Source organism: Hymenobacter gummosus, from assembly GCF_003970915.1.
Taxonomy (GTDB): Bacteria; Bacteroidota; Bacteroidia; order Cytophagales; family Hymenobacteraceae; genus Solirubrum; species Solirubrum gummosum.
Map to the genome: position 1 here is coordinate 30491 of NZ_RXOF01000014.1, position 26972 is coordinate 57462.

Below are 26972 nucleotides of genomic sequence, written 5' to 3' on the forward strand. Positions count from 1 at the left end.
GCGAAGCAGAGCTTGACTGCGTCGACCTTCGGTTCGCGCTACGACGCGAACGGTGCGTACCCAGCGCCGGCCCGTTACCTTCGCCCGCATGATTTCCGTCGACGAAGCTACCCGCCGGGTGCAGGCCACGGCCACTCCCCTACCCGCCGAAACCGTGCTGCTCACCCAGGCCGCCGGCCGCGTGCTGCGCGAAGCCGTGTACGCCGACCGCCCCTTTCCGCCCTTCGACCGCGTGACGATGGACGGCATTGCGCTGCGCTACGAGGCCACGGCCGCTGGCCAGACGCAGTTCGTCCTCGAAAGCACCCAGTTTGCCGGCCAGCCCCCCGCCGCGCTCCGCGACGCCGCGGCCGCCGTCGAAATCATGACCGGGGCCGTGCTGCCGCCCGGCACCGACGCGGTGGTGCGCTACGAGGACCTGCGCATCGAGGAGTTGCCCGACGGCCGCCGGCTAGCCACCGTGCTGGCGCCCCCGCCCGCCGCGGGCCACAACGTGCACCGGCAGGGCTCCGACCAGGCCGCCGGCGCGCTGCTGCTGCCGGCCGGCACCCTGCTTGGCCCGGCCGAAATTGCGGTGGCCGCCACCGTCGGGGCCGTGACGCTGGCGGTGGCCCGCCGCCCCCGGGTGGCCGTGGTCAGCACCGGCGACGAGCTGGTGGACATTGCCGACGAGCCCGCCCCGCACCAGATCCGCCGCTCCAACGCCTACATGCTGCTGGCGGCCGTACAACAGGCCGGCGCCGAGGGCCAGCTTTTTCACTTCGACGACGACCCGGCCGCCCTGGCCGCGGGCCTGCCCCCCTTGCTGACGGGCTACGACGCGGTGCTGCTCAGCGGCGGCGTATCGATGGGCAAGGCGGATTACCTGCCCCAGGCCCTGCAGGCGGCCGGGGCCGAGCAGCTGTTTCACCAGGTGCAGCAGCGGCCGGGTAAGCCGTTCTGGTTTGGCCGCCACCCCGGCGGCGCGGTGGTTTTCGCCCTGCCCGGCAACCCGGTGTCCACGTTTATCAACTACTACCGCTACGCCGCGCCCTGGCTGCGGGCCGTGCAGCTGCCCGCCCCGCAGTTCGCCCCGCCCGCCCCCGCCGTACTGGCCGCCGACGTGACCTTCAGGCCCGCGCTGACCCACTTTCTGCTCGTGAGCCTGCGCCCCGATGCCACCGGCCGCCTGCTGGCCACGCCCGAGCGCGCCCACGGCTCCGGCGACATGGCCAGCCTGCTGCCCTCGGACGGGTTCGTGGAGCTGCCGGCCGAGCGCACGGAGTTTCGGGCCGGCGAGGTGCTGCCGGTGTGGCGGTTTCGCAATGTGACAACTCGTTCAGACTTCTGATTTACCTATGCCGCCTCTCAGCTACACCAACCGCAAGGGCGAAACCAAGTACCTGCGGGCTGTACAGGCCAGCAAAGGAGGAACACGCTATTACCTCGTCAACGACCCGGCCCAGTACCCGCCCGACGAATTGGTCAACGAAATGCCAGCCGGCTTCGAGTGGTATGAGTACCCGCACGACGGCAAAATCGTGTGGCGTAAGCACAAGCCAAGCACCATCACAGCGGCCGAGCACGCGCTGGTGCTGACTACCGCCCGGGCCCACTCACCCTACCCCGACCTCTACCTCGATACCGAACCGAAGCAGTTGGTACTGTATTTCTGCCGCGACACTCCCGAGAGTTGGGGCATCGACGAAGCCTGGTTTGTCCGCCACAAATGGTACGATGCGGTGCTGATTTTCGCCAAGCTGCCCGCCGACCGGTGGCAAGTGCAGCGCGAATGTCATCATCCGGGCTTTCCGGAGTGGATTCCGCTGGAAACCAGTCCTGACCTGGCAGTATTAGCGGCCAAATATACCCCGCACATCGGGCAGGAGAGCCTGCTGGATTTCTGGATTGAGGGCAAGCCCGACTTCTAATCTACGCCAGCGCCCCGGGGCGGCTGCTTACGGCCGCTCCGGGGCGCTGGACTTTTTAGCCTTAGCCGATGGCCACCGTGCGCATGCTCAGCCCGCCGAAGCTGACTTCCTCGAAGGCGTGGTGGATGGGCTCGTCCCGGTCGGCCAGGGCCAGGGAGTAGAGCAGGGGCCAGTAGTGGTCGGGGGTGGGCACCGCGAGCGGGCCGCTGGCGCCGGCTTTCTGCACGTCGAAGAGGGCGGTGAAGTCGCGCTGGTCGATGCGCGTTTTCACCCACTCGTCGAACTCCACGGCCCAGTCGTAGGCCGAGGCGTCGCCGGCCATGAGCTTCTGCATGCTCAGGCGCAGGTTGTGCACCACGTTGCCCGAGCCGATGATGAGCACGCCGCGGCGGCGCAGCTCCTGCAGCTGCCGGGCCAGGGCGAAGTGCTGAGCGGGCGACTTGTGCACGTCGAGGCTGAGCTGGAACACGGGCACGTCGGCGGCGGGGAACAGGTGGTGCAGCACCGTCCAGGTGCCGTGGTCGAGGCCCCACTCGTCGGAGCCGTGCAAATCGGGCACCAGGGCCATGGCCTGCTTGGCGTACGCGGGCGCGCCGGGGGCGGGGTACTGCATGGCAAACAGCTCCTGCGGGAAGCCGCCGAAGTCGTGGATGGTTTCGGGCCGCTCGTTCAGCGTCACGGCCGAGCCGCGGGTGAGCCAGTGCGCCGACACCACCAGGATGGCGTTGGGCTTCTGCCGCCGGCGAATGTCCTCGCCCATCTGCTTCAGGGCGCGGGTGAAGGTGTTGTCTTCCAGGGCGTTCATCGGGGAGCCGTGCCCGATGAAGAGCACCGGCATCTTGGCGCTGGTCTGGAACGAGGACGATACTTTATGAAGGTCTTGCAGGTTCATGGCAGCGGCGGAAGCAAACGGCAGCAGGGCCAGCGTCTTCAGAAAGGCTTTGCGGTCCATCGGCGGCTTCCGGAGTTTGGTACGGTGCAAAATTACCTGCCCGGGCAGGGCCCGCGCCTTGATGTATGGTAAGAAATGCGGGCTTGCTCAAACGCTGCTACCTTAAGGGCCCAGCCTACCCGCCATGCCTTACGAATTTGACCTTGAAGCCCGGGTTATCCGCCAATGGATAGTGCCTCAGCAGCAGGAGCGGTTTCTGGCCTGCATCCGCAGCCCCAAAAGCCGCCCCAAGTTTCTGGCGGCGCTGGCCCACGGCGTTTTTCGCACCGAACTGCTGGAGCCCTGCCCCACCGAAAGCCAGCTGGCCGCCCGGGTCCGCCCGTTTGCCGACTGCTACCTGCTTTCTACCGACCCCGCCCTGGATGGCCGCCGCCTGCCCACCGCCGAAGCGCTGGCGGCTGGCCTGCGCGGCTGGGCCGACCAAAACACGCTGCTGGTGTTCGGCGCCGCGGCGGTGCTGTACGTGGAAACCGAAGGCCGCAACGCCCGCTGGGTAAGCCGGGCAGACGGGGCAGCGTGGTGACGCCTGACCAGATACCTGCCATATTCGGCCCGGCTATACCAATCGCCCCTGTTTCTACCATATGCAGCAGCAAGCCCTTTCCCTCCGGCCTTTCATCGGGTCCAAAGACTTCGCCGTTTCGCGCAGCTTCTACCGCGCCTTTGGCTTCACCGAAACGGTTTTGACCCCGACCATGTCGCTTTTTGCGCGGCCGGGCGCCTGCTTTTACCTGCAGGCGGCCTACGTGGCCGACTGGATCGGCAACACGATGCTGTTTCTGGAAGTCGCGGACGTGGAGCAGTACTGGCGCGAGCTGACGGCCCTGGACTTGCCGGGCCGCTTCCCGGGGGTTCGGGTTTCGGCTATCCGGCAGGAGGCCTGGGGCCAGGAAGGATTCGTGCACGACCCCGCCGGCATTCTGTGGCATATTGGCGAGTTCAACCAAGCCTAACGGCCCTTCTTGCATTCCTCCTTTCCCAGCGCCATGACCGCCCAGGACCTTATCCGCCAGCTCCAGCTGCTGCCCCACCCCGAGGGCGGCTACTACCGCGAAACCTACCGTGCGGCCCAGACCGTCGCCAACGCCGACGGCCAGCCGCGCAGCGTGAGCACGGCCATTTACTACCTGCTCGAAAACCAGGACAAGTCGCACTTCCACCGCATCAAGTCCGACGAGCTGTGGTTTTTCCACCAGGGCCAGCCGCTGGAAATCGTCATCATCGCCGACGGTCAGCTGACCACCATCGTGCTGGGCCCCGACGCGGATAAAGGCCAGGTGCCGCAGGCCGTGGTGCCCGCTCACCACTGGTTTGGCGCCCGCGTGCAGGGCGGCCGCGGCTACGGCCTGGTCAGCTGCACCGTGGCCCCGGGCTTCGACTTTGCCGACTTCGAGCTGGCAGACCGCGCCGCGCTGACCCGGGAGTTTCCGCAGCTGCAGGGCGTTATCGAGCAGTTTACGTAACCCAAGTTGCCGAGCGGCGGCCGACCACTGTAGCGCGGGCTTCAGCCCGCGTCCATCTGGACGATTTCGTTCGGGCGGACGCGGGCTAAAGCCCGCGCTACATGCCAGCGTCCCCAGCCTCAGTGCCCGGCCAGCTCGCGCCGGATGCGGCTCAAGGACTCCGGCGTGACGCCCAGGTAGCTGGCAATCATGCGCTGGGGCAGGCGGCGGGCCAGGGTGGGGTACGTCTGCCCGAAATCGAGGTAGCGCTGCTCGGCCGGGGCGCTGAGCGTGAGAACCAGGCGGCGCTGCAGGGTGCGCACGTTGTTCTGGAGCAGGCGGTGGAAGAACTCGGTAAAGGCGGGTGTGAGCTGGCTGAGCTTGCGGAAAAACGTCGCGTCGAACAGCAGCACGTCGGCGTCCTCCACCGCGTCGATGCTGAACAGCGCGGGCTCCTGGCGGTTGAGGCTGTTCTGGTCACTGATCCACCAATTTTCGGGCGCAAACTGCACGATGTGCTCCTTGCCCTTCTCGTCGACCACGAAGGAACGCAGGCACCCGCGCGCCACGAACGCGCCCACGCGCGCGACTTCGCCCGCCCGCAGGAGCACCTCGTGCCGGGCCAGCTGGCGGGGCTCAAACAGGGCTTCGATGGCCGTGAGCTGCGCGGCCGTAGCCTCGGGCAGCTGGCGGCGGAAGTACTCGTGCAGGACGGTGAGCGGAGCAGCGGGTGGGTTCATAGCCGCAATATCGGGGGCGCGGCGGCCCGGGCGGCGGTGGCGGGCGGCGGGCGGCTGGTATCGGCCAAGGTACCGCCGCGGCCGAACCGATGGCCGGGCCAGCTGGTTATACCAGCCTTAATCCACCCACCGCCTTTTCTATGGAATCCACCCCACGCCTGCGCCTGAGCGTGCTCGACCAGTCGCCGGTGCGGCCCGGCGCCACGCCCCGGCAGGCCGTGCTCGAAACCGTGCAGCTGGCCCGGCTGGCCGACCGCCTCGGCTACCACCGCTTCTGGGTGTCGGAGCACCACAACACGCCCTTTCTGGCCGGCACCACCCCGGAGGTGCTCATTGCCCACCTCGCGGGCCAGACGGAGCGCATCCGCCTGGGCTCGGGCGGGGTGATGCTGCCGCACTACTCGGCCCTGAAAGTGGCCGAGAACTTCCGCATGCTCGAAACGCTGTTCCCCGGCCGCATCGACCTGGGTATCGGCCGCGCCCCGGGCTCCGACCGGTTTACGGCCCAGGTGCTCAACCCCGGCAACCAGTTCAGCGACGAGGAATTTGCCGAGCAGCTCATGGACCTCAAGGCCTTTCTGTTCGACGAGGAAGTGCCCGATACCATCCACGCCAGGGTGAAGGCCATGCCCCAGGCCGCCACCGTGCCCGAGCCCTGGCTGCTCAGCTCCAGCGGGCAAAGCGGCTTGTTCGCGGCCCACCTGGGCATGGCGTTTTCCTTTGCCCAGTTCATCAACCCCAACAGCGGCCCGAAGCTGATGCAGCTGTACCGGGACCGGTTTAAGCCCTCCGCTTTCTTCGCCGAGCCCACCGCCAACGTGGCCGTGTTCGTGCTCTGCGCCGACACCGAGCAGAAGGCCCACGAGCTGCGCGCCGCCATGGAGCTGCAGATGCTGCGCATCGAGCAAAACCGCCGCGGCCCCTTCCCCAGCTACGAGGAAGCCCGCACCTACCCCTACACCGACGAGGAGCGCGGCCGCCTGGCCTACAACCGCAACCGCATCCTGAGCGGCACGCCCGCGCAGCTGCGCGAGCAGCTCACGGATCTGGCCCGCAGCTACCAGGTCGACGAAGTCGTCATCGTCACCATCACCGCCGACTTCCAGGACCGCCTCCGCTCCTACGAGCTGCTGGCCGAAGCCTTTGAGCTGGTGCCGGCGGCCGCGGCCACGGTGTAAATCAAGAACGTCATCGTAAATCAGCCCGTCATCCTGAGCAGCGCGAAGGACCTTCCTCGCACCCCGCACCGCCGCTGATGCCAACGTGCAGACACTAATCGACTGCAACGATAAAGCGCAGCCACTACCAGTTAGGGGCTGCGCTTCTTCTATTGTTACAGGATGAAGGTAGGTGTCTGCACTCTGTCGGAGGGGGCAGTGCTGGGTACGAGGAAGGTCCTTCGCGCTGCTCAGGATGACGTTCTGGTGTTGCTTACCTGCTGCCACTCCGTAGATGACATTTATCAGCTTATTTAGAAAAGTTTCATTTTGTTTTAATGTTTGTTTGGACCGAATCTAAACAGTGCGTTGCTTTGCACCACTTTTGAATCGGTCTAAATAACCAGATGAACCGTACGCTCCCCTTCCTGCTGCTGGCAGTAGCTCCGCTGGCCCTCAACGCAAGCTCCCTGACCTCCCTCACCTACCGCGGCGGCGACAACCCGAACGCGACGACGCAGCCCGCCAGCGGCGTGGTAACGGGGAAAGTGGCGCTGGCCGACGGGCAACCGGCCGAAGGGGTTTCGGTGCTGGTGAAGGGTACGTCCATCGGCACTCCGGTGGAGGCCGACGGCTCGTTCCGGCTGCGCGTACCGGCCGGGGCGCACACGCTGGCCATTACCTACCTGGGCTACCTCACGCAGGAAATTCCGGTGGAGGTAACGGCCAAGGGCACCATCAACGTGCCCGCTGTGACCCTCGTTAAGGGCGACAACCAGCTCACGGAGGTCCAAATCACCGAAACGCGCAACATCAACCAGCGCCCGACCAGCGTGGGCAAGATGCCGGTACGCCCCTTCGACCTGCCCCAGAGCGTGGTGACGGTGAGCCAGCAGACGCTGGAGCAGCAGCAGGTGCTGCGCCTGAGCGACGCCATCGTGAACGTGTCGGGTATTTACGTGACCAGTACCACCGGCGGCACCCAGGAAGAGCTGGGCAGCCGCGGCTTCGCCTACGGCTCGAACAACACCTTCAAGAACGGGGTGCGCTTCAACAACGGGGTGATGCCCGAGGCTTCCTCGCTGGAAAGCATGGAAGTGCTCAAGGGCAGCGCCGCCATCCTGTACGGCAACGTGGCCGCCGGCGGCGTGCTGAACCTGGTGACCAAAAAGCCCAAGTTTGAGCAGGGCGGCACCGCGGCCCTGCGCGTGGGCTCCTTCGGCTTCTGGAAGCCGATGGTGGACGTGTACGGCGCCGTGGGCCAGAGCGAAAAAGTAGCCTTCCGCCTGAACGGCACCTACGAGCAGGCGGGCAGCTTCCGCGACGAGGTGGAGTCCAACCGCGTGTACGTCAACCCCTCGCTGCTCTTCAAGCTCAGCCCCAAGACCACGCTGGTGGTGGAGGGCGACTACCTGCGCGACAACCGCACCCCCGACTTCGGCGTGGGCGCCGTGGACTACCAGATTTTTGAGTCGCGCACCCGCTTCCTGAACGTGGCCGGCGCCCGCAACGCCACCCAGCAGACCAGCACCACCGCCACCCTCAGCAGCCGCCTCTCCGACGTGTGGCAGGTGCGGGCCGTGGCCGGCTTCCAGCGCTACGACAACGAGCAGCGCAGCGCCGCCCGCCCGGTGGCCTCCGTCATCACGCCCGGCCCGAACTACGGCAACTGGAACCGCAACCTGCAGCGCAGCAAAACCCGCGAAAACTACTACCTGGCTCAGCTCGACTTCACCGGCACCTTCCGCACCGGCTTCCTGGGCCACACCCTGCTGGTGGGCGCCGACGTGGACCAGTACCAGACCAACAACCTGGCCTACACCGCCCGTCCCTACGACGCGCTGAACCTGCTCGACCCGACCAAGGCCGTGTCGCTGCCGGCTGGCACGGTGCCCGTCGGCGGCTTCGACGAGCTGGCCCTGAACACCCGCACGCTGGGCAACACCCGCCGCGCCGGCTTCTACGCCCAGGACATGCTCACCTTCACCGAGCAGCTGAAAGCCCTGGTGGGCCTGCGCTGGAGCTACCAGGAAACCCCCAGCGACGTGTACACCTACACCCCGCCTACGGCCGCCGTGCAGCAGGTGACGGTGCGCGAAAACCGCCGCTTCGACAACGCCGTGACGCCGCGCCTGGGCCTGGTGTACCAGCCCATCAAGACCCTCTCGCTGTTTGCTTCCTTCTCGAACTCCTTCTCCCCGAACACGGGCATCGACAACACCGGCCGCAACCTGGCCCCGTCGATGATCAAGCAGTACGAGCTAGGCGTGAAGAACGACCTGTTCCACGGCCTGCTCTCGGCCAACGTGACGGCCTACCAGATTGTGAACAACAACCAGGCGCAGACCATTCAGCAGTATTTCGCCGGCGGGGTGCTTAACCCGGCCTGGAACCCGAACTTCACCGCCGCCCAGGAGCTGGCCGGGGAAGTGACAAGCAAGGGCGTGGAAGTGGACGTGTTCAGCAAGCCCTACCTGGGCTGGACGTTCATTGCCGGCTACAGCTACAACAACACGGCCTACACCAAGAGCAACATCTACTCGACCGGCAGCCGCCTGCGCTACAACCCCGCCCACACGGCCAACCTGAGCCTGTACTACAACTTCAACAACCTGTTTGCCGACCACACCTTCCTGCGCGGCCTGAACGCGGGCATCACCTCCTACTACGTGGGCGACAAAATTGCCGGCCGCAACCCGCGCAACCAGTACGACAAGGATGGCAACCTGATTCCGGACGCCAACAAGTTCATCACCATCCCGAACTACCTGCTGTTCGACGCCTCGCTGGGCTACACCTACGACCGGTTCTCGCTGCGGGTGAAGGCCGCCAACCTGCTCAACGAGCTGAGCTACAACCTGCACGACGACAACAGCGTGAACCCCATTGCCCCGCGCAACTACTCGGCCACGCTGGCCTACAAGATCCGCTAATCCATCTGCCCTGGTTTCTCAGGACCACTGCCAACCCATCGGGCCGCCAGGCTCGGTGGGTTCGGCATGAATAGTCACTCAGCTTCCGCCATGAAGATTTTCTTTCGCAACATTCACCTCTACCTCAGCCTGGTTGCGGGCCTTGTCATTGCCGTCGTGTGCTTTACCGGCGCCGTGCTCGTGTTCGAGAAAGAGCTGGAGCAGCAGTTTCACCCGAAGCGGTACCGCGTGACGCCGCCCGCCGCCGACGCCCCGCGCCTGAGCGTGGAGCAGATGGTGGCCGCCGTGCAGGCCCAGGCCGGGCCCAAAGCCAACATTGCCGGCGTGAAAATCTACGCCGACCCCACCCGCACCGCCGAAATCAGCCTGGCTGGTGGGGGGCCGGGTGAGAAGGGCGGTAAGGAGGGCCGTGAGGGCGGCAAGGAAGGCCGCATGGGCCGCGGCGAAGGCGGCGGCCAGCAGCGGGCCGGCCAGGCGGGCCCGGGCGGTGAGCGGGGCGGCCGGGGCGAAGGCCAGGGCCAGAAAGGCGGTAAGGGCGAAAAGGGCAAAGGTGGCGGCGGCGAAGGCGGCCGCGGCCCGCAGTACTTCGTGAACCCCTACACCGGCGCCGTGGTGGGCCCCTACGTGTACCGCGACTCGTTCTTTTTCACCATGATGGCCCTGCACCGCGGCATGGTGGGCGGGCCGGTGGGCAAGCTCATCGTGGGCGTGTCCACGCTCATGTTCCTCTTCATCATTGTCACCGGCATCGTACTGTGGTGGCCGGCCTCGAACAAGATTCTGAAGCAGCGGCTGACGGTGAAGTGGGACGCGAGCTTCAAGCGCCTCAACCACGACTTGCACATTGTGCTGGGCTTTTACTCGGCCCTGTTCCTGTTCATCTTCGCCTTCACCGGCCTAGCCTGGTCGTTTGAGTGGTTCAACAACGGCATCTTCGCCGTTACCAATTCTGACCCGAAAGGCCCGGAAGCCCCGAAATCGGAAGTGGTGGTGAGCGGGCAGAAGCTCGGCTTCGACCAAGCCTACACCGTGGCCCGCCAGCAGGTGCCCGATGCCCTGTCCTACGCCATTTCGCTGCCCAAGGACTCCACCGAGGCCCTGCGCGTGATGACCACCTCGGCCGACGCGGCCTACGAGGGTGCCACCGACGAGCTGTACCTCGACCAGTACACTGGCCGCCCGCTGGGCAAGCTGGCCTTCGAGGACCGCAACCTGGGCCAGCGCGTGCGCCGCACCTTCAAGCCCGTGCACACCGGCGCCATCTACGGCACGCCCTCCAAGATTCTGGCCCTCATCGTCTGCGTGCTGGGCGTAACCTTCCCCGTCACGGGCGTGATTATGTGGCTGAACCGCCTGAAAAAGGAGAAAAAGAAGCTTGCTAAGAAGCAGGTAGCTACGGCGGCGGCCTAAGCTGCAGCTACTTCACCGCCCGGCGGCCCGACTGGTTTCTGCGCGAAACCGGCCGGGCCGCCGACGTTTTACGCCAGGTCATGGGGCGGCCCTCACCCGCATATGTGGTTTCGTCGGGCGGCTGAATTGGCCAACTTGCGGCCCCGTCCTGTTCCTCTCCTCCGCTATGAAAACCCACTTCCCCGCCCTGCTGATCGGCCTGCTCACCGCCGCCGCCGCACCGGCCCTGGCTCAGTCGCCGGCTTCCCTGCCGCCCAGCCCCTGCGACCAGCAGCTTGTCGGCTACGCCCGTCAGGGGGCGGCGCCGGCCTCCTGGAACTACGTGCGCGCCACCGCCGGGGGCGGCAGCGTCGCGTATTTCGGGGCCGAGCACAGCCAGGACCCCGGCCACGAGCAGTTTGCGCGCCTGCTGCGGGCGTTTGAAGCCGCTCGGCCCACGGTGGTGTTCTTCGAAGGCCCCAATCGCGGCGTCGACAGCACCGCGGCCGGCACCATCAGCCAGTACGGCGAATCGGGCTACGTGCGCTGGCTGGCCCGGCAGCGCGGCCTGCCAGTGGAGCCCCTCGACAACCCGGTGGCGGAGTACCAGTACCTGAAAGCCAAAATCGATTTGGAGCAACTCAAGCTGTTTTACCTGCTGCGCGAAGCCCAGCGCCTGCGCACCCGCACCGGCGCCACCCAGGCCCAGATCGTGCAGGCCACCGAGAAGCTGCTGGCCCGCAGCGCCCAGGTGCTGCCCGGCTCCGACCAGGTCATCCGCACCGTGGCCGAGCTGGAAACGGCCTACCGCAAGTACTGGTCCGACGGCAGCAACTGGTGGGAAGCCCCCGCCGCCTGGTTCGACCCGGCGGCAAGTTCACCAACGACATCAACCGCGCCTCCAGCGAGTTTCGCAACCTGTACATGTACCGCACCCTGGCCGCCAAAGCCCGGGCCGGTCAGCGCGTTTTTGCCGTGGTGGGCCGCAACCACGTACCCGCCCAGGCCCCCGCGCTGGACTGCGCCCTGTCCGGGAAATAGCCTTGCCTAAAGCAAAACCGCCCGGCAGCGCAGGCTGCCGGGCGGTTTTGCTTTTCGGAATCCCGCCCTTAGAACGGCGGGTCCTCGTTGGCGAAGTTGCTCTTGGGGAAGGGCTGCGGCGCGCCGCCCGAGTCGTTCATGCGCGAGCCCAGCCGGATGGTGTTCGGGGCGAAGCCGGGGTCGGGCTCGTCGAAGGTGCTGGCGGGTAGCTGGCCGGTGTTGTAGCTGGCCTCGGGCGCGAAACCGCCGGCGGCGCCGTCGAGGTCGGCAAACTTGGTGAAGCGGCCGATGAATTTGAGCGGAATGTTGTCGAGGCCGCCGTTACGGTGCTTGGCAATGATAACCTCGCCCACGCCCTGGGTCGGGTTGCCCATTTCGTCCTCCGTGATGCCGTAGTATTCAGGGCGGTAAAGGAACATCACCATGTCCGCGTCCTGCTCGATGGAGCCCGAGTTATGGCTTACGATGCCCTCGTTGGCCAGCCAGTTGTGCGGGCCGGGCACAGTAAGGTCGAACACCTCTTCCTCGCCAGCCGGCTCCACGTCGACCACCGTATCCCAGAACAGCTCGTCCTGCGCCATGCGAGCCAGTTGCTCGTCGTGCAGGCATTCGGCGTAGCTGGCCAGCACCTCCCGGCTCGGGGCAAACTTGAAGTGCGCCGTGCCGCCGTAAGCCGTGCCGCGCAAGGCCGCCATCTGCCGCTGCGAAACGCCCTGGGCCCGCATCACCCGCCGCACCTCCTCAAAGGCTTCTATGGGCAGCGTGTCCACGTTGGGATTGGCCGCGACACCCGTCAGGTAGGCCCGCACGGCTTCCGCGGCGGCTTGCTTATCGCCGAAGGCACCCACCTGTTCCAGAAACCGGCGCTGCTGCTCACTGCCGGATACGTCCACGGTGTACATGGGCCGGTGTGCCCCCTGCTGCACCACGCGGCGCCGCGCCACCAGCCCGAAGCGGCTGAGCAGCGCCACCACGTCGCCGGCCAGTCCAAGGCTGTTGGTAGCGAAAAAGATCCGGGGGCTCCGGCCGGGCATCTTGGGCACCCACAACGAGCCATCTGTGGCCCACAGGTGCCGCAGAAACAACGCCACCTGCTCGTTGGGCAGCTGGAAGATGACCTCGGGCACCCGCTTCTCGTGGGAGCGTTGATTGAACACGCCCAGCTCCCGCAGCCACTTGTTCAGCCCCAGCGGCTGCCAGCGCGTCCCGTTGCCGCTGAACACCAGCTGATGCCAATTGCCGCGCCCCGCGTGCCGGTTCACCACGCAGCCAAATTCCGTCTGGGCCGCCGCCGTCATAAACGCGCTGCTGGCTTCCGACGCGGTAGTAAAGCGTAGCGGCTGCCCGCTCAGGTAGCTGCCGTCGCCGATGAGCTGCGCCAGCAGCCCAATCCGGGCTTCGCTCAACGCTTCCGTCAGGGCTGGTTGCGGCACCGTACGCACGGTGGCCAGCCGGCTGCCCGCCGCCAAATCAACCACCGTCACCCACCCGTGGTAGCCCAACAGGCGGTGCTCGGCGGTGGCCGTGATTTGCCGGCCGCTAGCCAGCCGCACCCGGAACACGGGCTTGCGCCCTACCGGCCACACCATGTCGGCCGTGGCGGCGTAGGGACGCCGCAGCCCATCCAGCGCCCACACCTCCGGTTGCTGGCCCACCAGCCCGGCAATAGGTACGCGGCGGCCGTCGCTGAGCCATACCAGCGTGTCGCCGGTCACGCACTCGCGCAAGTCGCTGAGCTGCGGGCGCTTGTCCCCGCCGCGGGTTTCCACCGAGCGGGACAGCTGCGAAAGGGCAATGACCGGAATGTTCAGCTCCTTGGCAATGCCTTTCAGGGCCCGCGAAATCGAGGCAATTTCCTGTTCGCGGTTGCCGCCCGGCTTGCCGTCCCCGTTGCCGGTCATCAGCTGCAGGTAGTCGATGATAATCATCTGAATGTCGTGGTGCGACTTCAGACGGCGGGCCTTGGTGCGCAGCTCGCGGATGCTCAGGCCGGGCGTATCGTCGATGAAGATGGGCGCATTCGAGAGGGTGGCAATCTTGTGGTTGAGTTGCTGCCACTCGTAGTCGGCCAGGTTGCCCTTCTTGATTTTCTCGGAATCCAGCTCGGCCTCGGCCGAAATCAGACGGTTCACGAGCTGAATCGAGGACATTTCCAGCGAGAAGAAGGCCACCGCTTTCTTGTCCATCACCGCCGCGTTGCGCATGCACGACAGCACGAAAGCGGTGTTGTGGGTCACCGTCATATCCTGCAGCAGGAACAGCCGGTTACCGTCGATTTCGAAGCCGTAGTAGTCGTCTTCCTGGTCAAACTCCACCGAAATACCGGTCATGCGCCAATTGTGAGTGCTCTTCCATGGCAGCGGCTTCTTGCGAGCCAGCCGCACTGGAATATGGCCCAGGTCGCCACCGTTGAAGCGCACCCGATACACCTCGCTCTCGTAGCCCCGGCTGCTGATGACGGCCCGCTTCTTCTTAATCGAGGTGCGGAAGCCCAGCGAATCGGCCAGGAACTTAATCTGCCGGGCCAGACGGTGGTTTTTCTGGGTTATTTCGTAGCCGTTGGAAGCGGGGTTCAGGTGTCCGTCCGAGTCAATCAGCCCGGCCAGCAGGCGCAGCCGGTTCTCGGTAGAGTTGATGAGGTATACTTGCGGAATGTGCTTGTCGCCGAGCACACCCAGCTGCCGCAGTTCATCCTGCACCGAGTACTGTTCTAAGCTTCCGCCCTGCCGACCGCGCGTGATGCCGTAGGAATTGCAGCGGTTTTCAACCACGCCTACCGTCACCTGCATATCCAACTCGGCGGCATACTCGTGCAAATAGTCCACGATTTCCTGGTCCTGCGAGGTGATGCGGCAGTTCAGGCTGCTACCATCACCCAGCCAGAGGCCGAGAAAATACGGGTCGAGTGGTACGTCCTGAGCGGTAAACTCCACCGGCACCTTGTAGCCTTTGTAGTTCGAGCGGAACTTGTCGGACTTCTGCAGCCACTCGCGCACGGTGATGTTGAGCACCTCACCGTGGCGGTGCGGGCCTTCGTTGCGGCTGCGCTTAAGCGAGAGGATGTGGCTTTCGTTGACGCGGTAATCCTCGGCGTGATTTTGGCGCACCCAGTACATCCGCTCCCGGCCGCGCGCAATGCCCAGCACCCGGCGCGGCGTCGAGTCGTCGCCCATCAGCAGCTCACCTTCGCGCACATCCTCCACATTGCGCAGCGTGCCGTCGTACATCAGCACCTTGGTGCCTTTGCCCAGGCACTTGCCCATAGCCGGGCGCGCCGCAATAATCACCAAGTCAGACTTTTGCCAGCCCGAGGTGACGCGGTCCAGGGCCACCATACCCGACGTGACGCCGGTGAGGCCGCCGGTCTGCTTGCTCTTTTCTTCCAGCTCCTTGATGGCCTTGCCCATCAGGCTGCGCATGTCGTCGAAGTTCTTACGCAGGTTCGACTCCGACACCTCGAACAGGGCCTGCTCGGTCTGGTCGAGCAGATTGAACACGTCCATCGTGTCCTCGTAGGCGTCGCGGTGCACGTTGGAGGCAATGGCAATCAGCTCGCGCTTGATGGCGTGCTCGGTGATGATGCGCGCGTGCGTCTCGATGTTGGCCGCCGACTGAATGCGGTAGGTCAGCTGGGCCACGTACTGCGGACCGCCGGCCATTTCGAGGGTGCCCATGGCGCGTAGCTCCTGGGTCACCGTCAGGATGTCGATGGGCTCGGTTTTGTCGAACAGGCTCAGGATGGCCTGAAAAATCTGCTGGTGGGCTTCCTTGTAGAAGCTTTTGGGCTTGAGAATATCGATGACGCTGGTCAGCGCGTCCTTTTCCAGCATCAGCGCCCCGAGCACGGCGGCCTCCAGGTCGAGGGCCTGCGGGGGCAGCTTGCCGGTGGGGGCGGCGGGCATGGCCGGCCGGTTGTATGCTTGAAAAGCCCTGACGGCTTGTCGTTTAACGCGGCTATTGCTGTCTTCCATCGGCGTGTGCGGCTTCTCCTCCTCGCCCCGAAAATACGGCAAGGGGCTCCAAAAATACGGCTGAGCCGCTGATTTATTGGCGTTGATTGCGGACGTAGTTTTCGCTACATTCCCTGACCACAGATGCAGACGGATGAACTGAGCGGATGGAACGGATTCGTTCGGGCGGCCCGGAGGAAGTCAGATGACAGCGGCGCGCTTGGCCGTCCGTTGCTCCCGCCACGTCTGAGCGAATCCGTTTTACGCGGTCAAATTATCCGTTCCTGTCTGTGGTCTATCTTTGCCACTCGGCTGTATACGGCTGGCCCGGCCCCGCGGCCGGCGCACCTTTTAGCGTACCCCCCGACTGCCCCGCATGGCTCACCCCACGTACCGGCGCGTCCACCTCATTGCGGTGGGCGGCAGCATCATGCACAACCTGGCCCTGGCCCTGCACCGGCAGGGCGTGCACGTCAGCGGCTCCGACGATGAAATCTTCGACCCGGCCCGCACCCGTCTGGCCGCGGCCGGCCTGCTGCCCGAACACATGGGCTGGGATGCCGCCCGCATCACGCCGGACCTCGACGCGGTCATCGTGGGCATGCACGCCCGCCCCGACAACCCCGAGCTGCACCGCGCCCAGGAGCTGGGCCTGCGCATCTTCTCGTTTCCCGAGTTTATCTACGAGGCCTCGAAGGACAAGCAGCGCATCGTCATCGGCGGCTCGCACGGCAAAACCAGCATTACCTCGCTGATTCTGCACGTGCTGCGCTACCACGGCCGCCGCTTCGACTACGCCGTGGGCGCCCAGCTCGAAGGCTTCGACCTGATGGTGCAGCTTTCCGACGACGCGCCCATCATCGTCATCGAGGGCGACGAGTATTTGTCGTCGCCGGTGGACCGGCGGCCCAAGTTTCACCTCTACCAGCACCACATCGGGGTTATTTCGGGCATCAGCTGGGACCATATCAACGTGTTCCCGACCGAGGAAATCTACCGGGAGCAGTTTGCCATTTTCGCCCGCATGACGCCCAAGGCCGGCGTGCTCATCTTCGACCAGGACGACGAGCAGGCCCAGCTGGTGAGCGTGCCCTCCAACCCGGACGTGAAGTACGTGGGCTACGGTCCGCACGAAAACGTCATCAAAAACGGCAAGACCTTCCTCGTCACCAAGAAGGACGAGCTGGTGCCCGTGCAGGTATTCGGCGAGCATAACCTGCGCAACATCTCGGCGGCCCGGGAGGTGTGCAAGCAGCTGGGCATCAAGGGCAAGGACTTCTACGAGGCCATTGCCTCGTTTAAGGGCGCGGCCCGGCGGCTGGAGCTGGTAAAGGAAGGTGCTACTTCGGTGGTGTACAAGGACTTTGCGCACGCGCCCAGCAAGCTGAAAGCCACTTCGGCGGCCCTGAAGCGGCAGTTTCCGGAGCGGCGCTTGGTGGCCTGCCTGGAGCTGCACACGTTCAGCTCCCTGAACCCCGCGTTTCTGCCCCAGTACGCCGGCACCTTCGACGCGCCCGACGTGGCCGTGGTGTACTTCAACCCGCAGGTGCTGGCCCACAAGCGCCTGCCCCCGCTGAGCGAGATGCAGGTGGCCGAAGCCTTTCACCGCCCCGACCTGCGCGTGTTTACCGACAGCCGGCAGCTGGCTGAGTTCCTGCGCGGGCAAAGCTGGCACCACGCCAACCTGCTGATGATGACCTCGGGCACCTTCGACGGACTGGACCTGGGGCAGCTAGCCGCGGAGGTGACGGGTAACTAATTCCGACTGCTGTAGCGCGGGCTTCAGCCCGCGTCTGCTTGAACGATATCGTTCGGACGGACGCGGGCTGAAGCCCGCGCTACATTCGTAGCCGCCGGAGCCAGGCTTCGCGCTACATTAGCGCTGCTATGAAACCCCCTCTTCTCCTGCTGCACGGCGCCTTGGGCTCGGCCGCGCAGCTGCAGCCCCTGGCCGAGCGCCTCGCCGCCGATTTCGACGTGTACCCGCTTTCCTTTGGTGGCCACGGCGGGCAGCCTCTCGACGCGGCCCGCTTCACCATGACGCACTTCGCGGCCGAGGTCAGCTACTTCCTGGCCGAGCGGGGGTTGGACCACGTGCACGTGTTCGGCTACAGCATGGGCGGCTATGCGGCCATCCTGAGCGCGGCCACCGACCCGGGCCGTATCCGCAGCATCACCACGCTCGGGACGAAGTTCGACTGGTCGCCGGAAACGGCGGCCGAGGAGCTGCGCATGCTCGACAAGGAGAAGATGCAGGCCAAGATTCCGCAGTTTGTGGAGCAGCTCAGCCGCACCCACGCCCCCACCGAGTGGCACGCCGTGGTGGACGCCACCACCGCCATGATGCGGGAGCTGGGCGAGCAGCCGGTGCTTAACGAGCTGAACCTCGCGCAGCTCAGCATTCCGGTGCAGGTGCTGGTGGGCGAGCAGGACCGCACGGCCGGCGTGGAAGCCTCCCGGCAATTTGCCGCCTACCTGCCCGAAGCCACCTTCGAGGTGTTGCCCAACACCCCGCACCCGCTGGAGCGCGTGGACCTGGCGGCGCTGGCGCTGCGGATTCGGGAATTTGCCGGGGCCAACGGCTGAAGCTGGCGCCGGTTTAGTCAACAGAAGGTGGCGTAACCGGCGCCCGGCTTTCAGCCTGCGGGCGGCGCCCAGACGGGTATTGCAGCCTTGCTGCGACAACGCTGCACGCAGGTTGAAAACCTGCTTTATGTTGGGCACCGGTTACGCCACCTGCGGCGGCTAAACCGGTGCCAGCGGCAAAAAAGCGGCCCGCTTCAGGTGAAGCGGGCCGCTTTTTAGTTACCCTCTTTCTCGTCCGGGTCGGCCGGCTTGGGCACCGCGGGCGCGGAGCGCCGGCGCCGGTCGGTGGTGACCAGCAGGGCCAGGGCCGTGAGAGTCAGGCGCAGCAGCCACTTGCGGCTCATTGGTTTTTCGGGGGGAAGAAGGTGTTGCTATCGACCACTGTCATGGTGCAGGTGCCGCCGCCGGAGTTGTCGTCGCAGAGCGTGCCGGTGATTTTGTCGCCCTCGAAGTTGAAGTAGCACATCTGGCAGCCGCGGCCTTCCAGCACGTACCGCTCGGCGGTGGTGCTCAGGTACAGCTGGTTTTCGGTGCTTTGCTCCAGGGGCAGGGCCATGGCCCGAAACATGCCATTACGCAGCCCCATGCCCACCAGGTAGTAGCGGCCTTTCTCCTTGGGATTCTTGCCCTTCACCTGCCGCACCAGCGCCTTGTCGACCACGGTGCCGTCGTCGAACTGCCAGTTGAACTGCTGCATCAGAATCTGGCGGGGCACCTTGTACTCTACTTTGTTCTCAACTACGCTGGCCACCAGGTGGTTGGGCGAGTCGAGGATGCGCAGGTCGGCGGTTTCCTTGCGCTGGCGCCGGTCGATCCGCTCACTGCGGCGGGTGGGCTCCCCGCCCCCGGCGGTTTCGACGCCGTCGCCGGGGTTGGCGGTTTCGGAGGTGCGCCGGCTGGTTTCGCAGGCGCTCAGCAGGGTGGCCGCCAGCAGCAGGGCCGGGGCGAGAAGGCGGAAGGGTGTGGTTCGGAACACGGGCAGATGGCCGCCTTAGCGGGCGGTGTAGTATTTGCGCGCCTCGGGCAGCTCGCGCTGAATATCGGCAATGCGCGTGGAGCTGGAGGGGTGCGTGGAGAGGAATTCGATGTTGCCGCCCTGGTCGTTGGCCGCCATGCGCTGCCAGAAGCCCACGGCCCCGTCGGGGTTGTAGCCGGCCATGGCCATAAACACCAGGCCCAGCCGGTCGGCTTCCGATTCCTGGTTGCGGCTAAACTTGAGCAGGCCCACCTGCGAACCAATGCCCACGGCCTGCAAGAAGAGGTTTTGGGTGGTGGTGGGGTTCTGGCCCACGGCCGTCGACAGCACCCCGCCCAGGCCCTGCGCGGCCATTTGCTGGCTCAGCCGCTCGTTGCTGTGGCGGGCCACGGCGTGGGCAATTTCGTGGCCCATGACCACGGCCAGGCCGTTTTCGTCCTGCGTAATGGGTAGAATGCCGGTGTACACGGCCACCTTGCCGCCGGGCATACACCAGGCGTTTTGCTGGGCATCCTCAATGAGGTTGAACTCCCACTGGTAGCCTTCGAGCTGCTGGCTCTGGTTTTGCTGGCGGAAGTAGGTTTCGACGGCCTGCTGAATGCGCTGGCCCACGCGGCGCACCATGGCGGCCTGCTCCCCGCCACTGGCCACGCGGCTGGTTTGCAGCACCTTTTGGTATTCCTGCGCGGCCATGGCGTTGATTTCCTGGTCGGAGACGAGGCTGAGCTGGTTGCGGCCCGTTATCGGCACCGAAGCGCAGCCAGCGCTGGCCGAGAGGGCAACGGCCAATAGGAGTTTTTTGAACATGGGCGGTAGGGGGTGTCGGGTTGTGGAACACGGAACGGGCCGCTTCCGGGGGCCGAAATCCGCGTTTCGGGCCGCGCCGGCCGGGTGCCTGCTATACGACGCGAGGCGGGCAAAATGTTGTGCTGCCGCTAACGCCCGCCCACCCGGCTGCGTAAGGCGGCGGGGCGGAAATCGGGTTTTGCCGGGCCGCCCAATCCCGTACTTTTGCTTACCCCGGGCTGCGGCCCGCTTTTTTCGCCTGATTTCGCCCCCATGAAAATACTTTGCATCGGCCGCAACTACGCCGAGCACATCGCCGAGCTGCAGAACGAGGTGCCCGACGCGCCCGTCATTTTTGCCAAGCCCGACACGGCCCTGCTGCAGCGCAACCAGCCCTTCTTCTACCCCGATTTCACCCAGGACATTCACCACGAGGTGGAGTTGGTGCTGCGCATCAGCAAGAACGGCCGCCACATCGAGGAGCAGTTTGCCCATACCTACTACGACGCCATCGGCCTGGGCCTGGACCTGACCGCGCGCGATTTGCAGAGCAAGCTCAAGAGCAAAGGATTGCCCTGGGAGCTGGCCAAGGGCTTCGACGGCTCGGCCCCGCTGGGCGCCACCTTCAAGCCGGTGGCGGAGTTCGAGGACCTGAAAAACATCAATTTCCGCCTGGAAGTCAACGGCGAGGTGCGCCAGCAGGGCAACTCCGCCATGATGCTGCACGACTTCAACAAAATCATCAGCTACATCTCGCAGTTCATCACCCTGAAGATGGGCGACCTGATTTTCACCGGCACCCCCAGCGGCGTGGGCCCAATTAAAGTCGGAGACCAGCTTGTGGGCTACATCGAGGACGAGCAGTTCTTCGACGTGAGCGTAAAGTAAGAGCTAAGAGGCTAGCTCCCCTCCTCAGATGAGGAGGGGCTGGGGGTGGTTGAAAACTAGAGCTAGAAAGCTAACAGCTAACTGACGTTCCAGAACAAAATCAACCACCCCCAACCCCTCCTCATCTGAGGAGGGGAGCTAGCCTCTTAGCTATAGTCTAGCTAGTTTTCTTTCCTGCGGCGCTACCCCCAAGGCGGCCGCTCAAAGCTCGTTGTTGCCCCTGTGTTGTTGAATCACCTGTTTGCCAAGCTGCTGCTGCTGGCCATGCCGGCGCTGCCCCTCTCCTGCTCCTCCGAGCCCGGCACGAAAACCGAAAAGCCCCGAGCCGCCGCCCAACCCGCGGCGGCCCAGGATACCACCGTCAGTGCGCTGAAGGATTACTTTCTGTTTCCCATCAAGCCCGGCAAGCCCAACCTGCTGGCGGCCAGCATGGGCGAGCTGCGCCCCAACCACTTCCACGGCGGCCTCGACATCAAGACCGATGGCCGGGTGGATTTGCCGGTGTACGCCGCCGCCGACGGCTACATCTCGCGCCTCAAGCAAAGCTCCTTCGGCTACGGCAACGTGCTCTACATCACTCACCCCAACGGGCTGACGACGGTGTACGGGCACCTGAACCACTTCAAGGGCCCGGTGGCCCAGGAGCTGCTGCGCCGCCAGTACGAGAAGCGCAGCTACGAGCTGGAGCTGTTCTTCGAGCCGGGGCAGTTTCCGGTGAAGCGCGGCGACATTGTGGCGCTTTCGGGCAACACCGGCGGCTCGGCGGGGCCGCACCTGCACTGGGAAGTGCGCGACGCCCAGGATCAGCAGCTGAACCCCTTGCAGTGGGGCGGCTTCGCCGAAATTCAGGACCACGTGGCCCCCACGGTGGTGGGCGCGGCCGTGGAGCCGCTCAGCATCGACGGACGGGTGCAGGGGCGCTTCGAGAAGCGGCTGTTTACGCCCGTGGGCGCGCCCGGCACCGGCTTCGCGGTGGCCGATACCATTTCGGCCTACGGCACGGTGGGGCTGCTGCTGCAAGCCTTCGACCGGTTCGACAACGCCTGGAACAAGAACGGGCTGTACCGGGTGGAGGTGCAGGTGAACGGGCAGCCGCTCTACGCGCACGTCATCAACGGCATCGGCTTTCCGGACGAGACGCGCGAGGTCAACCAGCACATCGACTACGAGTATCTGATGAGCAGCCGGCGCACCTTCGAGAAGCTGTGGGTGGACGACGGCAACCGGCTGTCCATTTACAAAGTCGGCCCCACGAAGGGCAAGCTGCGGGTGGAAGCGGGCAAGACCTACGACGTGGAAATGCGCCTGTTCGACGCCTACGGCAACGTGACCCCGCTGCGCATGGTGCTGCGCGGCGAGCAGCCGGAGTACTGGCAGACGCGCTCGGCCGCCGTCAGGAAGCCCACCCTGCGCTACGACGTGCTGCGCAACATCCTGCGCGTGACCGTGGACGACACCGCCCGCCAGGCCCCGAACCTGACCCTGCTGCGCGGCGGCCGGCAGCTGCAGCTGCGCCCGAGCTACACCGACCAGAGCCGCACGGTGTATTTGTTCGACCTGCGCGCCGGACTGCCGGAGTTTCTGCGCTTCCCGGGCATTGCCCAGGACCAGCGCTTCGACCGCACGGCGGCCGTGCCGACCGGCACGGAGCAGCTCTTCGCCAACAACCTGCTGAACGTGGTCTTCGCCCCGCGCACCAACTACGACACGCTCTACCTGCAAACGGGCTTCAAGGACAAGACGTGGACCATCCAGAACCCGCGCACGCCCATTCAGCAGGCCATGCGCGTCACGCTCAAGCCCGCCGTGCCGGTGGCCGACAAAGCCCACGCGGCGGCCTACCTCATCCGGGGCACCACGGCCAGCTGGGCCGGCGGCACCTGGGACGGGGAGCTGCTGAGCTTCAACACCCGCAACTACGGGCAGTTCCGCATCCTCACCGACACGCTGGCGCCCACGGCCCGGCTCATCAGCCGCGCCGGCGGGCTCACCTTCAAAGTCAGCGACAACCTGGCGGGCCTGGCCAGCTACGAGCTGGAAATCGGCGGGCGGTTCCGGCTGCTGCGCTTTGAGCACAAGAATTCCACCCTCTTCACCGAGCGCACCGATACCCTGGGCCCGGCCCTGCGCGGCCCCGCCACCCTGCGTCTCACCGACCAGGCCGGCAACGCGCGAGTGATTCAGCTGCAGCTGTAGGGGCGGTTTTCGAGCACTACACGGAGCGGGCAGCTTGTTTTCTGGCAACGGAAAGTAAGCTACCCGCTTTCTTATTCAGCCGCTTCGGCCGCATTCCCTTGTAGCTCGCTGGTAAGCATACAACCGCTGTGAGTCATGAAAGCCTCGTTGAGCGGTAGTTGGGTGTAGGAATCGGGCTGGCCCCAACGCACTCTAAGCAAGCCGCCGGCAAAAGGAATCGGGTGTCGCTCTTCGGGGTGGTAGAAATCACGCTCATACCCGGAGTAGTAGTCGAAATCCGGCACTACGCCCGGGGGCAACGGCACTCCGCAGGGCTGCCCAGCGGGCGTGAGTACCTGGATAGCGGCATCGGGGGTGGGCCGGACGGCAAACCAGCCGTCGGCCAGGAGTTGCGCCCAGGCATAGGTGCGGGGCGTGACGGCTTGCCCAGCAGCTGACACCAGCCGAAAACGGCCACTGTCGGCAGCTACTACGCTGGCAGCGGGCCGCTGAAACACGGTAGTTTCGTGGGGAGGCAGGGCTTGTTGGCGGCCGTCCAGCCATAGCTGCAGCCGTTGCCCGGTGCTGTCGACCACTTCCGCCGAGCCGTTCCGAAAATCCTGCGTTTCCTGGAAAAGCTGCCCCGGAAATGCGGGCTGGTCCTGCAGCGTCAGGTACTCCCACCGACGTTTCCGGCCCGGCAGGTCCACGGCGTGCTGCACCAGCCCCGCTTCATCGGGCAGGTGTAAAGTCCCGGGCCGGGGCGCCAGCACGAAGGAGCCCGTTGTGTCAATCAGGGCGTAGCGCCGGGGTTGCTGGTCTACCACAGGCAGGACGACGACGGCCCGGTTGCGGCGGAAGTTGCTGGCTTCCTGGTACGGCCCCAGCACTTCGCGGCCCCGGCCGTCCAGGTAACCTTGATGCCCTAGGCCGTTTTTCACCCAGTGATAGGAGAAAAAGCTGATCCGGCCCTCGCGCAGGGGGCCAAAGTAGCGGTACCGGTAGGGCGTTAGCCGACGGCCGTCGGCGGTGAAGACGGCAGCCGGCAGCCGAACCTCGTGGTATACGGCGGAATGGCGCTGCTTCCGGCGCTTTATCTGGCCTTCGAGGCGAAGGTAGCGCCACCGGGGCAGCGGCCCATCGACGGCGTATAGCCCGGCTCCCAGGTATTGCGCCAGGTACACCTTTGAGCCTTTGGCTTTCGTCCTGCGCTGCCAGTTCATCCACTGCTGCCGCAGGCTGTCGGTATCGGGCCGCGACGCCAAGTACTGCTCGTAGCCGTACTGCGGCTCCGCCAGATGTCGCCGGACAGGCCGGGCACGCAGGCTGCCATCGGGCTGCCGGTAGGCCGCGCGGCCGATGGGCACCTGCAGATACTGCCCACGGGCATTCAGCCAGACTTCGTAGCCGCGACGCCATTCAATAGCGCCCTCATAGTCGCGGTGCCGCACGAAATCAAACCGCCGCGTCATCAGAAACGGCCCCGGCTGGGGCAGCACGGGGTCATCGGTGAAGGCCTGCACGTAGGGACGGCCCAGGGTGTCGGCCAGGCCCCAGGCGCTATCGGCCCGATACGGCACCAGCCCACCCGGCGGCAGCGGCACGGGTTTCAGCCGACGCACCCGGTGCAGCCGGTAGCCGCGCGGTGGTGGGGCCGATTGAGCAGCGGCCAGCACCGGCAGCAGCAGGCAGACGAGTAGTAGCAGCTTGGGCATTGGCCAAAGAGAAATCAACCTGGAAGAAAGCCGGCTTAGTCTTCCCACAGCCGCCGGCCGCCGCGGGTGCGGTAGCCCTTGTCGGTGGGCAGCAGGCCGCGCTGGTAATACAGCTCGTGGTAAGCCTCGTACTCCAGCCATTTTTCGCCGGCAAACACCGGCAGCAGGCCACCCGACGGGGCGAGCAGGCGAAAGTCCGGGGCGGGCCGTTGCCGGGTACCGGCGGGCAGGGCAATCCAAAACCAGCCGTGCCCCCGGGATTCGTCGGGGCGGTAGGGGCTGCGGGCCAGCTCCCGCAGCCGCGCATCCAGCAGCCGTACGCCCCCGCCCTCCTCTTCCACCATGAAAGCCGTGCGCCCGGCGGGCTGTGGCGGCCCGAGTACCAAGCTCCAGTACAGGTCGGCAGTTTTGCGCTGGTAGAGGCCCATGCGCGGCTGGCGTTGAATGCGTTGCCACTGCGGGTCGAGGTCGGCGTGGCGGATGGGGCGCGGCGCGGCGTGCACCACCCGGCCCGTGGAGTCGAGCAGCTGCCAGGTGCGGCCCCGGCGGCTCAGCAGCCAGCCCTCGGGAGTGGGGTAGCCCTGGCCCGCCACCCAGGGCGTGCGCTGCCGGCCCGTGGTATCGAGCAGGGCCCAGGCCGTATCCGGGGAGGTGCGGGTCAGGTGCAGCAGCCGGCCGCGCGGCGTCAGAAAATCGATGCCCCGGTAGCGGCCCGCGGCCAGCTCCCGGCCCTGCGGATCCAGCACGAAGGGCTGGCCGCCGCGGTAGGCGCAGCCGAAGCCGTGGTAGAGCATCAGCGTCGCCGAATCGTAGCGGCAGGGCACCACTTCCCGGCCCGAGTGCCGGGCCACGAAACCGTAGCGCCCCGCGCGGCGGGCCAGCAGGTAGGCGGTGTCGGGCAAGGGATGCACGAGCGGGTAGGCATCCGACCAAGGGTTGAGCAAGTATTCGGCGGCATCTGATTCGGGCGGGGGCAGCACGAGGTTGTCGCCGTAGACGACGCCCGGATTCTGCGGGGCGAAATTCAGGCCCCGCGGCGCCACCAGCAGCTCGTAAGCCAGCGGCGTCACCCACTGGCCGCGCAGGTTCAGCAGGCCCTGCCGCGGGCCGCGCTGCACCCACACGCGCCCCTGCCGGAAGTCGCCGGCCTGGGCGTTGAGCGAATCGGCAAACCCGGCGGCCCGGGCGGGCGGCGCAAGCAGCCGGACGCCGGCTTGCGCCGCCCGCTGCCGCACAAAGCCGGCTTCGTCCGGCTCGTCGAGCCCGGCGGCCTGGGGTGCCAGCTGGTACTGGCCCTGCCGGTCAATGATGCCGTAGCCGGCCGTGGTTTTCACCACGGCCCGGCCCTGCCGGAACGCGCTGGCTTCCTCGAAGCGCGGCCGGATGCGCCAGCGTCCGCGCTGGTCCAGGTAGCCCCAGCGTTTTTCGGTTGGCTCGTTGTGCTCGTCCCAGGCCGTTATTACGGCCGCCGGGGCCAGCCCACCCGCAAACGGCTCCAGCTCGGCGAAGCGGTAGCGGGTAAGGCGCCAAGACCGGCGCCCGTTCCAGCGGCCCACGGCCAGCGGGTGGTCTTCGCGCTGGCGCTGGCGGGGCGTCAGGGCCCGCCGAAACGAGTCGACCTCGTTGCGGAACCGCGGGCCGTGGCCGATGACGCGGTTGGCAATGGCCACGCGCCCGGCGCCCATCGTCCGCACCTGGAAACGTCGGTGCCGCAGAAAGTACTGCCGCGGTACGGTATCGGGCGCCACCCGGCGCGGCCCGAAATCCGCGTACCGACTAGGCTGCCGGGGGTAGCGGGGCCAGAAGTCGGCAAAAGCCGGAAAGGCTCCCGGCCTTTTTTCCTCCCAGGGATGCAGCTCCAGCTGCCCCACGGCCCGGCGGCGCCGCTGGCAAACCAAGCTGCCATCGGGCTGGAGCACGGCGGCCTCCCAGCGCCGAATGAGCAGCACCTCGCCGCGGGCGTTCAGGTACGCGGCGCGCCACCGGATGGTGTGGTGCAGCCCGTCCTGGGTGAGCCGGCGCTGAAACCGGTACGGCAGCTCCCCGCTCACCTCGGCGTAGCCCTGCTGAAAAAAACCGGGCTTATCGTCCAGCACCGGGGCAATGACCAGCCGCCCGGTGGTATCGGCGTAGCCCCAGAACTGACCGCGGCGGTAGGGCACCAGGCCGCCCGGCGGCTCGGGCACGGGCCGCAGCACGCGTACCTCCCGCAGCCGGTAGCCGCCGGAGGGAGGGCCCGCCTGCGCCCGTAACGCGCCGGGCAGCAGCAGGTAAATCCATAAATAAACAACGCAACTTATGCGCATAGCAGCAGGCATCGGCCCCGGATAGA

Annotated in this window: 21 protein-coding genes; 13 read left to right on the forward strand and 8 right to left on the reverse strand. The window is 66.1% G+C overall.

The features are described from left to right. Positions 1-88: 88 nt before the first annotated feature. Positions 89-1330 carry a molybdopterin molybdotransferase MoeA gene (locus EJV47_RS20500; protein ID WP_126695077.1) on the forward strand — a complete coding sequence of 414 codons (1242 nt, stop codon included), beginning with the start codon at positions 89-91 and terminating at the stop codon, positions 1328-1330. A gap of 7 nt (positions 1331-1337) precedes the next feature. Next, the gene (locus tag EJV47_RS20505; protein ID WP_126695078.1) at positions 1338-1910 is read left to right on the forward strand and encodes a hypothetical protein; all 573 of its coding nucleotides are present in this window, start codon (positions 1338-1340) and stop codon (positions 1908-1910) included. A gap of 61 nt (positions 1911-1971) precedes the next feature. Here the strand turns inward: EJV47_RS20505 and ygiD are convergent, their stop codons facing one another. After that, on the reverse strand, positions 1972-2862 hold the full coding sequence (gene ygiD, locus EJV47_RS20510) for a 4,5-DOPA-extradiol-dioxygenase (protein WP_207895942.1): 891 nt from the start codon (positions 2860-2862) through the stop codon (positions 1972-1974). Between the two features lie 124 nt (positions 2863-2986). Between ygiD and EJV47_RS20515 the strand changes: the two genes are divergently transcribed. The 3 genes from EJV47_RS20515 to EJV47_RS20525 all read left to right on the forward strand — a co-directional run bounded on the left by EJV47_RS20515 (position 2987) and on the right by EJV47_RS20525 (position 4325). Continuing rightward, entirely contained in the window at positions 2987-3385 is a 399-nt protein-coding gene (locus EJV47_RS20515) for a hypothetical protein (protein ID WP_126695079.1), read from the forward strand. A gap of 61 nt (positions 3386-3446) precedes the next feature. Then, positions 3447-3815, forward strand: coding sequence for a VOC family protein (locus EJV47_RS20520; protein ID WP_126695080.1), 369 nt, complete (start codon positions 3447-3449; stop codon positions 3813-3815). A 33-nt stretch (positions 3816-3848) separates the two neighbouring features. Continuing rightward, the gene (locus EJV47_RS20525; RefSeq protein ID WP_126695081.1) at positions 3849-4325 is read left to right on the forward strand and encodes a cupin domain-containing protein; all 477 of its coding nucleotides are present in this window, start codon (positions 3849-3851) and stop codon (positions 4323-4325) included. Positions 4326-4444: 119 nt separating this feature from the next. Here the strand turns inward: EJV47_RS20525 and EJV47_RS20530 are convergent, their stop codons facing one another. Then, on the reverse strand, positions 4445-5044 hold the full coding sequence (locus tag EJV47_RS20530; RefSeq protein WP_126695082.1) for a Crp/Fnr family transcriptional regulator: 600 nt from the start codon (positions 5042-5044) through the stop codon (positions 4445-4447). Positions 5045-5184: 140 nt separating this feature from the next. Here EJV47_RS20530 and EJV47_RS20535 point away from each other — a divergent pair, with 140 nt between their 5' ends. From EJV47_RS20535 to EJV47_RS20550, 4 genes are all read left to right on the forward strand, one after another. Next, positions 5185-6222, forward strand: coding sequence for an LLM class flavin-dependent oxidoreductase (locus EJV47_RS20535; RefSeq protein WP_126695083.1), 1038 nt, complete (start codon positions 5185-5187; stop codon positions 6220-6222). Between the two features lie 386 nt (positions 6223-6608). After that, entirely contained in the window at positions 6609-9134 is a 2526-nt protein-coding gene (locus tag EJV47_RS20540) for a TonB-dependent receptor (RefSeq protein ID WP_126695084.1), read from the forward strand. Between the two features lie 90 nt (positions 9135-9224). Continuing rightward, complete coding sequence (locus tag EJV47_RS20545; protein WP_165903851.1) at positions 9225-10544, forward strand: PepSY-associated TM helix domain-containing protein; 1320 nt, start codon at positions 9225-9227, stop codon at positions 10542-10544. Between the two features lie 166 nt (positions 10545-10710). Beyond that, positions 10711-11574, forward strand: coding sequence for a hypothetical protein (locus tag EJV47_RS20550; RefSeq protein WP_126695086.1), 864 nt, complete (start codon positions 10711-10713; stop codon positions 11572-11574). 58 nt (positions 11575-11632) lie between these two features. Here EJV47_RS20550 and dnaB read toward each other — a convergent pair whose 3' ends face one another. Then, on the reverse strand, positions 11633-15466 hold the full coding sequence (gene dnaB / locus EJV47_RS20555) for a replicative DNA helicase (RefSeq protein ID WP_165903852.1): 3834 nt from the start codon (positions 15464-15466) through the stop codon (positions 11633-11635). A gap of 424 nt (positions 15467-15890) precedes the next feature. Between dnaB and EJV47_RS20560 the strand changes: the two genes are divergently transcribed. Together EJV47_RS20560 and EJV47_RS20565 are read left to right on the forward strand one after the other, a co-directional pair. Then, positions 15891-17273 (forward strand): UDP-N-acetylmuramate--L-alanine ligase, encoded by a 1383-nt coding sequence (locus EJV47_RS20560; protein ID WP_126695088.1) that lies wholly within the window; start codon positions 15891-15893, stop codon positions 17271-17273. A gap of 128 nt (positions 17274-17401) precedes the next feature. After that, positions 17402-18100, forward strand: a complete 699-nt coding sequence (locus EJV47_RS20565) for an alpha/beta fold hydrolase (protein WP_126695089.1) — start codon at positions 17402-17404, stop codon at positions 18098-18100. Between the two features lie 215 nt (positions 18101-18315). Here the strand turns inward: EJV47_RS20565 and EJV47_RS28935 are convergent, their stop codons facing one another. The 3 genes from EJV47_RS28935 to EJV47_RS20575 are packed head-to-tail and all read right to left on the reverse strand — an operon-like array spanning position 18316 to position 19883. Next, the gene (locus EJV47_RS28935) at positions 18316-18444 is read right to left on the reverse strand and encodes a hypothetical protein (RefSeq protein ID WP_279389068.1); all 129 of its coding nucleotides are present in this window, start codon (positions 18442-18444) and stop codon (positions 18316-18318) included. Continuing rightward, positions 18441-19076 (reverse strand): hypothetical protein, encoded by a 636-nt coding sequence (locus EJV47_RS20570; RefSeq protein WP_126695090.1) that lies wholly within the window; start codon positions 19074-19076, stop codon positions 18441-18443. The genes EJV47_RS28935 and EJV47_RS20570 overlap by 4 nt, the downstream gene beginning before the upstream one ends. 15 nt (positions 19077-19091) lie before the next feature. Further along, positions 19092-19883 carry a M48 family metallopeptidase gene (locus tag EJV47_RS20575; RefSeq protein ID WP_126695091.1) on the reverse strand — a complete coding sequence of 264 codons (792 nt, stop codon included), beginning with the start codon at positions 19881-19883 and terminating at the stop codon, positions 19092-19094. Positions 19884-20135: 252 nt separating this feature from the next. Between EJV47_RS20575 and EJV47_RS20580 the strand changes: the two genes are divergently transcribed. Then, positions 20136-20750 (forward strand): fumarylacetoacetate hydrolase family protein, encoded by a 615-nt coding sequence (locus tag EJV47_RS20580; protein WP_126695092.1) that lies wholly within the window; start codon positions 20136-20138, stop codon positions 20748-20750. Positions 20751-20978: 228 nt separating this feature from the next. Beyond that, the gene (locus tag EJV47_RS20585) at positions 20979-22946 is read left to right on the forward strand and encodes a M23 family metallopeptidase (protein WP_126695093.1); all 1968 of its coding nucleotides are present in this window, start codon (positions 20979-20981) and stop codon (positions 22944-22946) included. A 71-nt stretch (positions 22947-23017) separates the two neighbouring features. Here the strand turns inward: EJV47_RS20585 and EJV47_RS20590 are convergent, their stop codons facing one another. Then, on the reverse strand, positions 23018-24640 hold the full coding sequence (locus tag EJV47_RS20590) for a hypothetical protein (protein ID WP_126695094.1): 1623 nt from the start codon (positions 24638-24640) through the stop codon (positions 23018-23020). A gap of 35 nt (positions 24641-24675) precedes the next feature. After that, entirely contained in the window at positions 24676-26946 is a 2271-nt protein-coding gene (locus EJV47_RS20595; protein ID WP_126695095.1) for a WG repeat-containing protein, read from the reverse strand. Between the last annotated feature and the right edge of the window lie 26 nt (positions 26947-26972).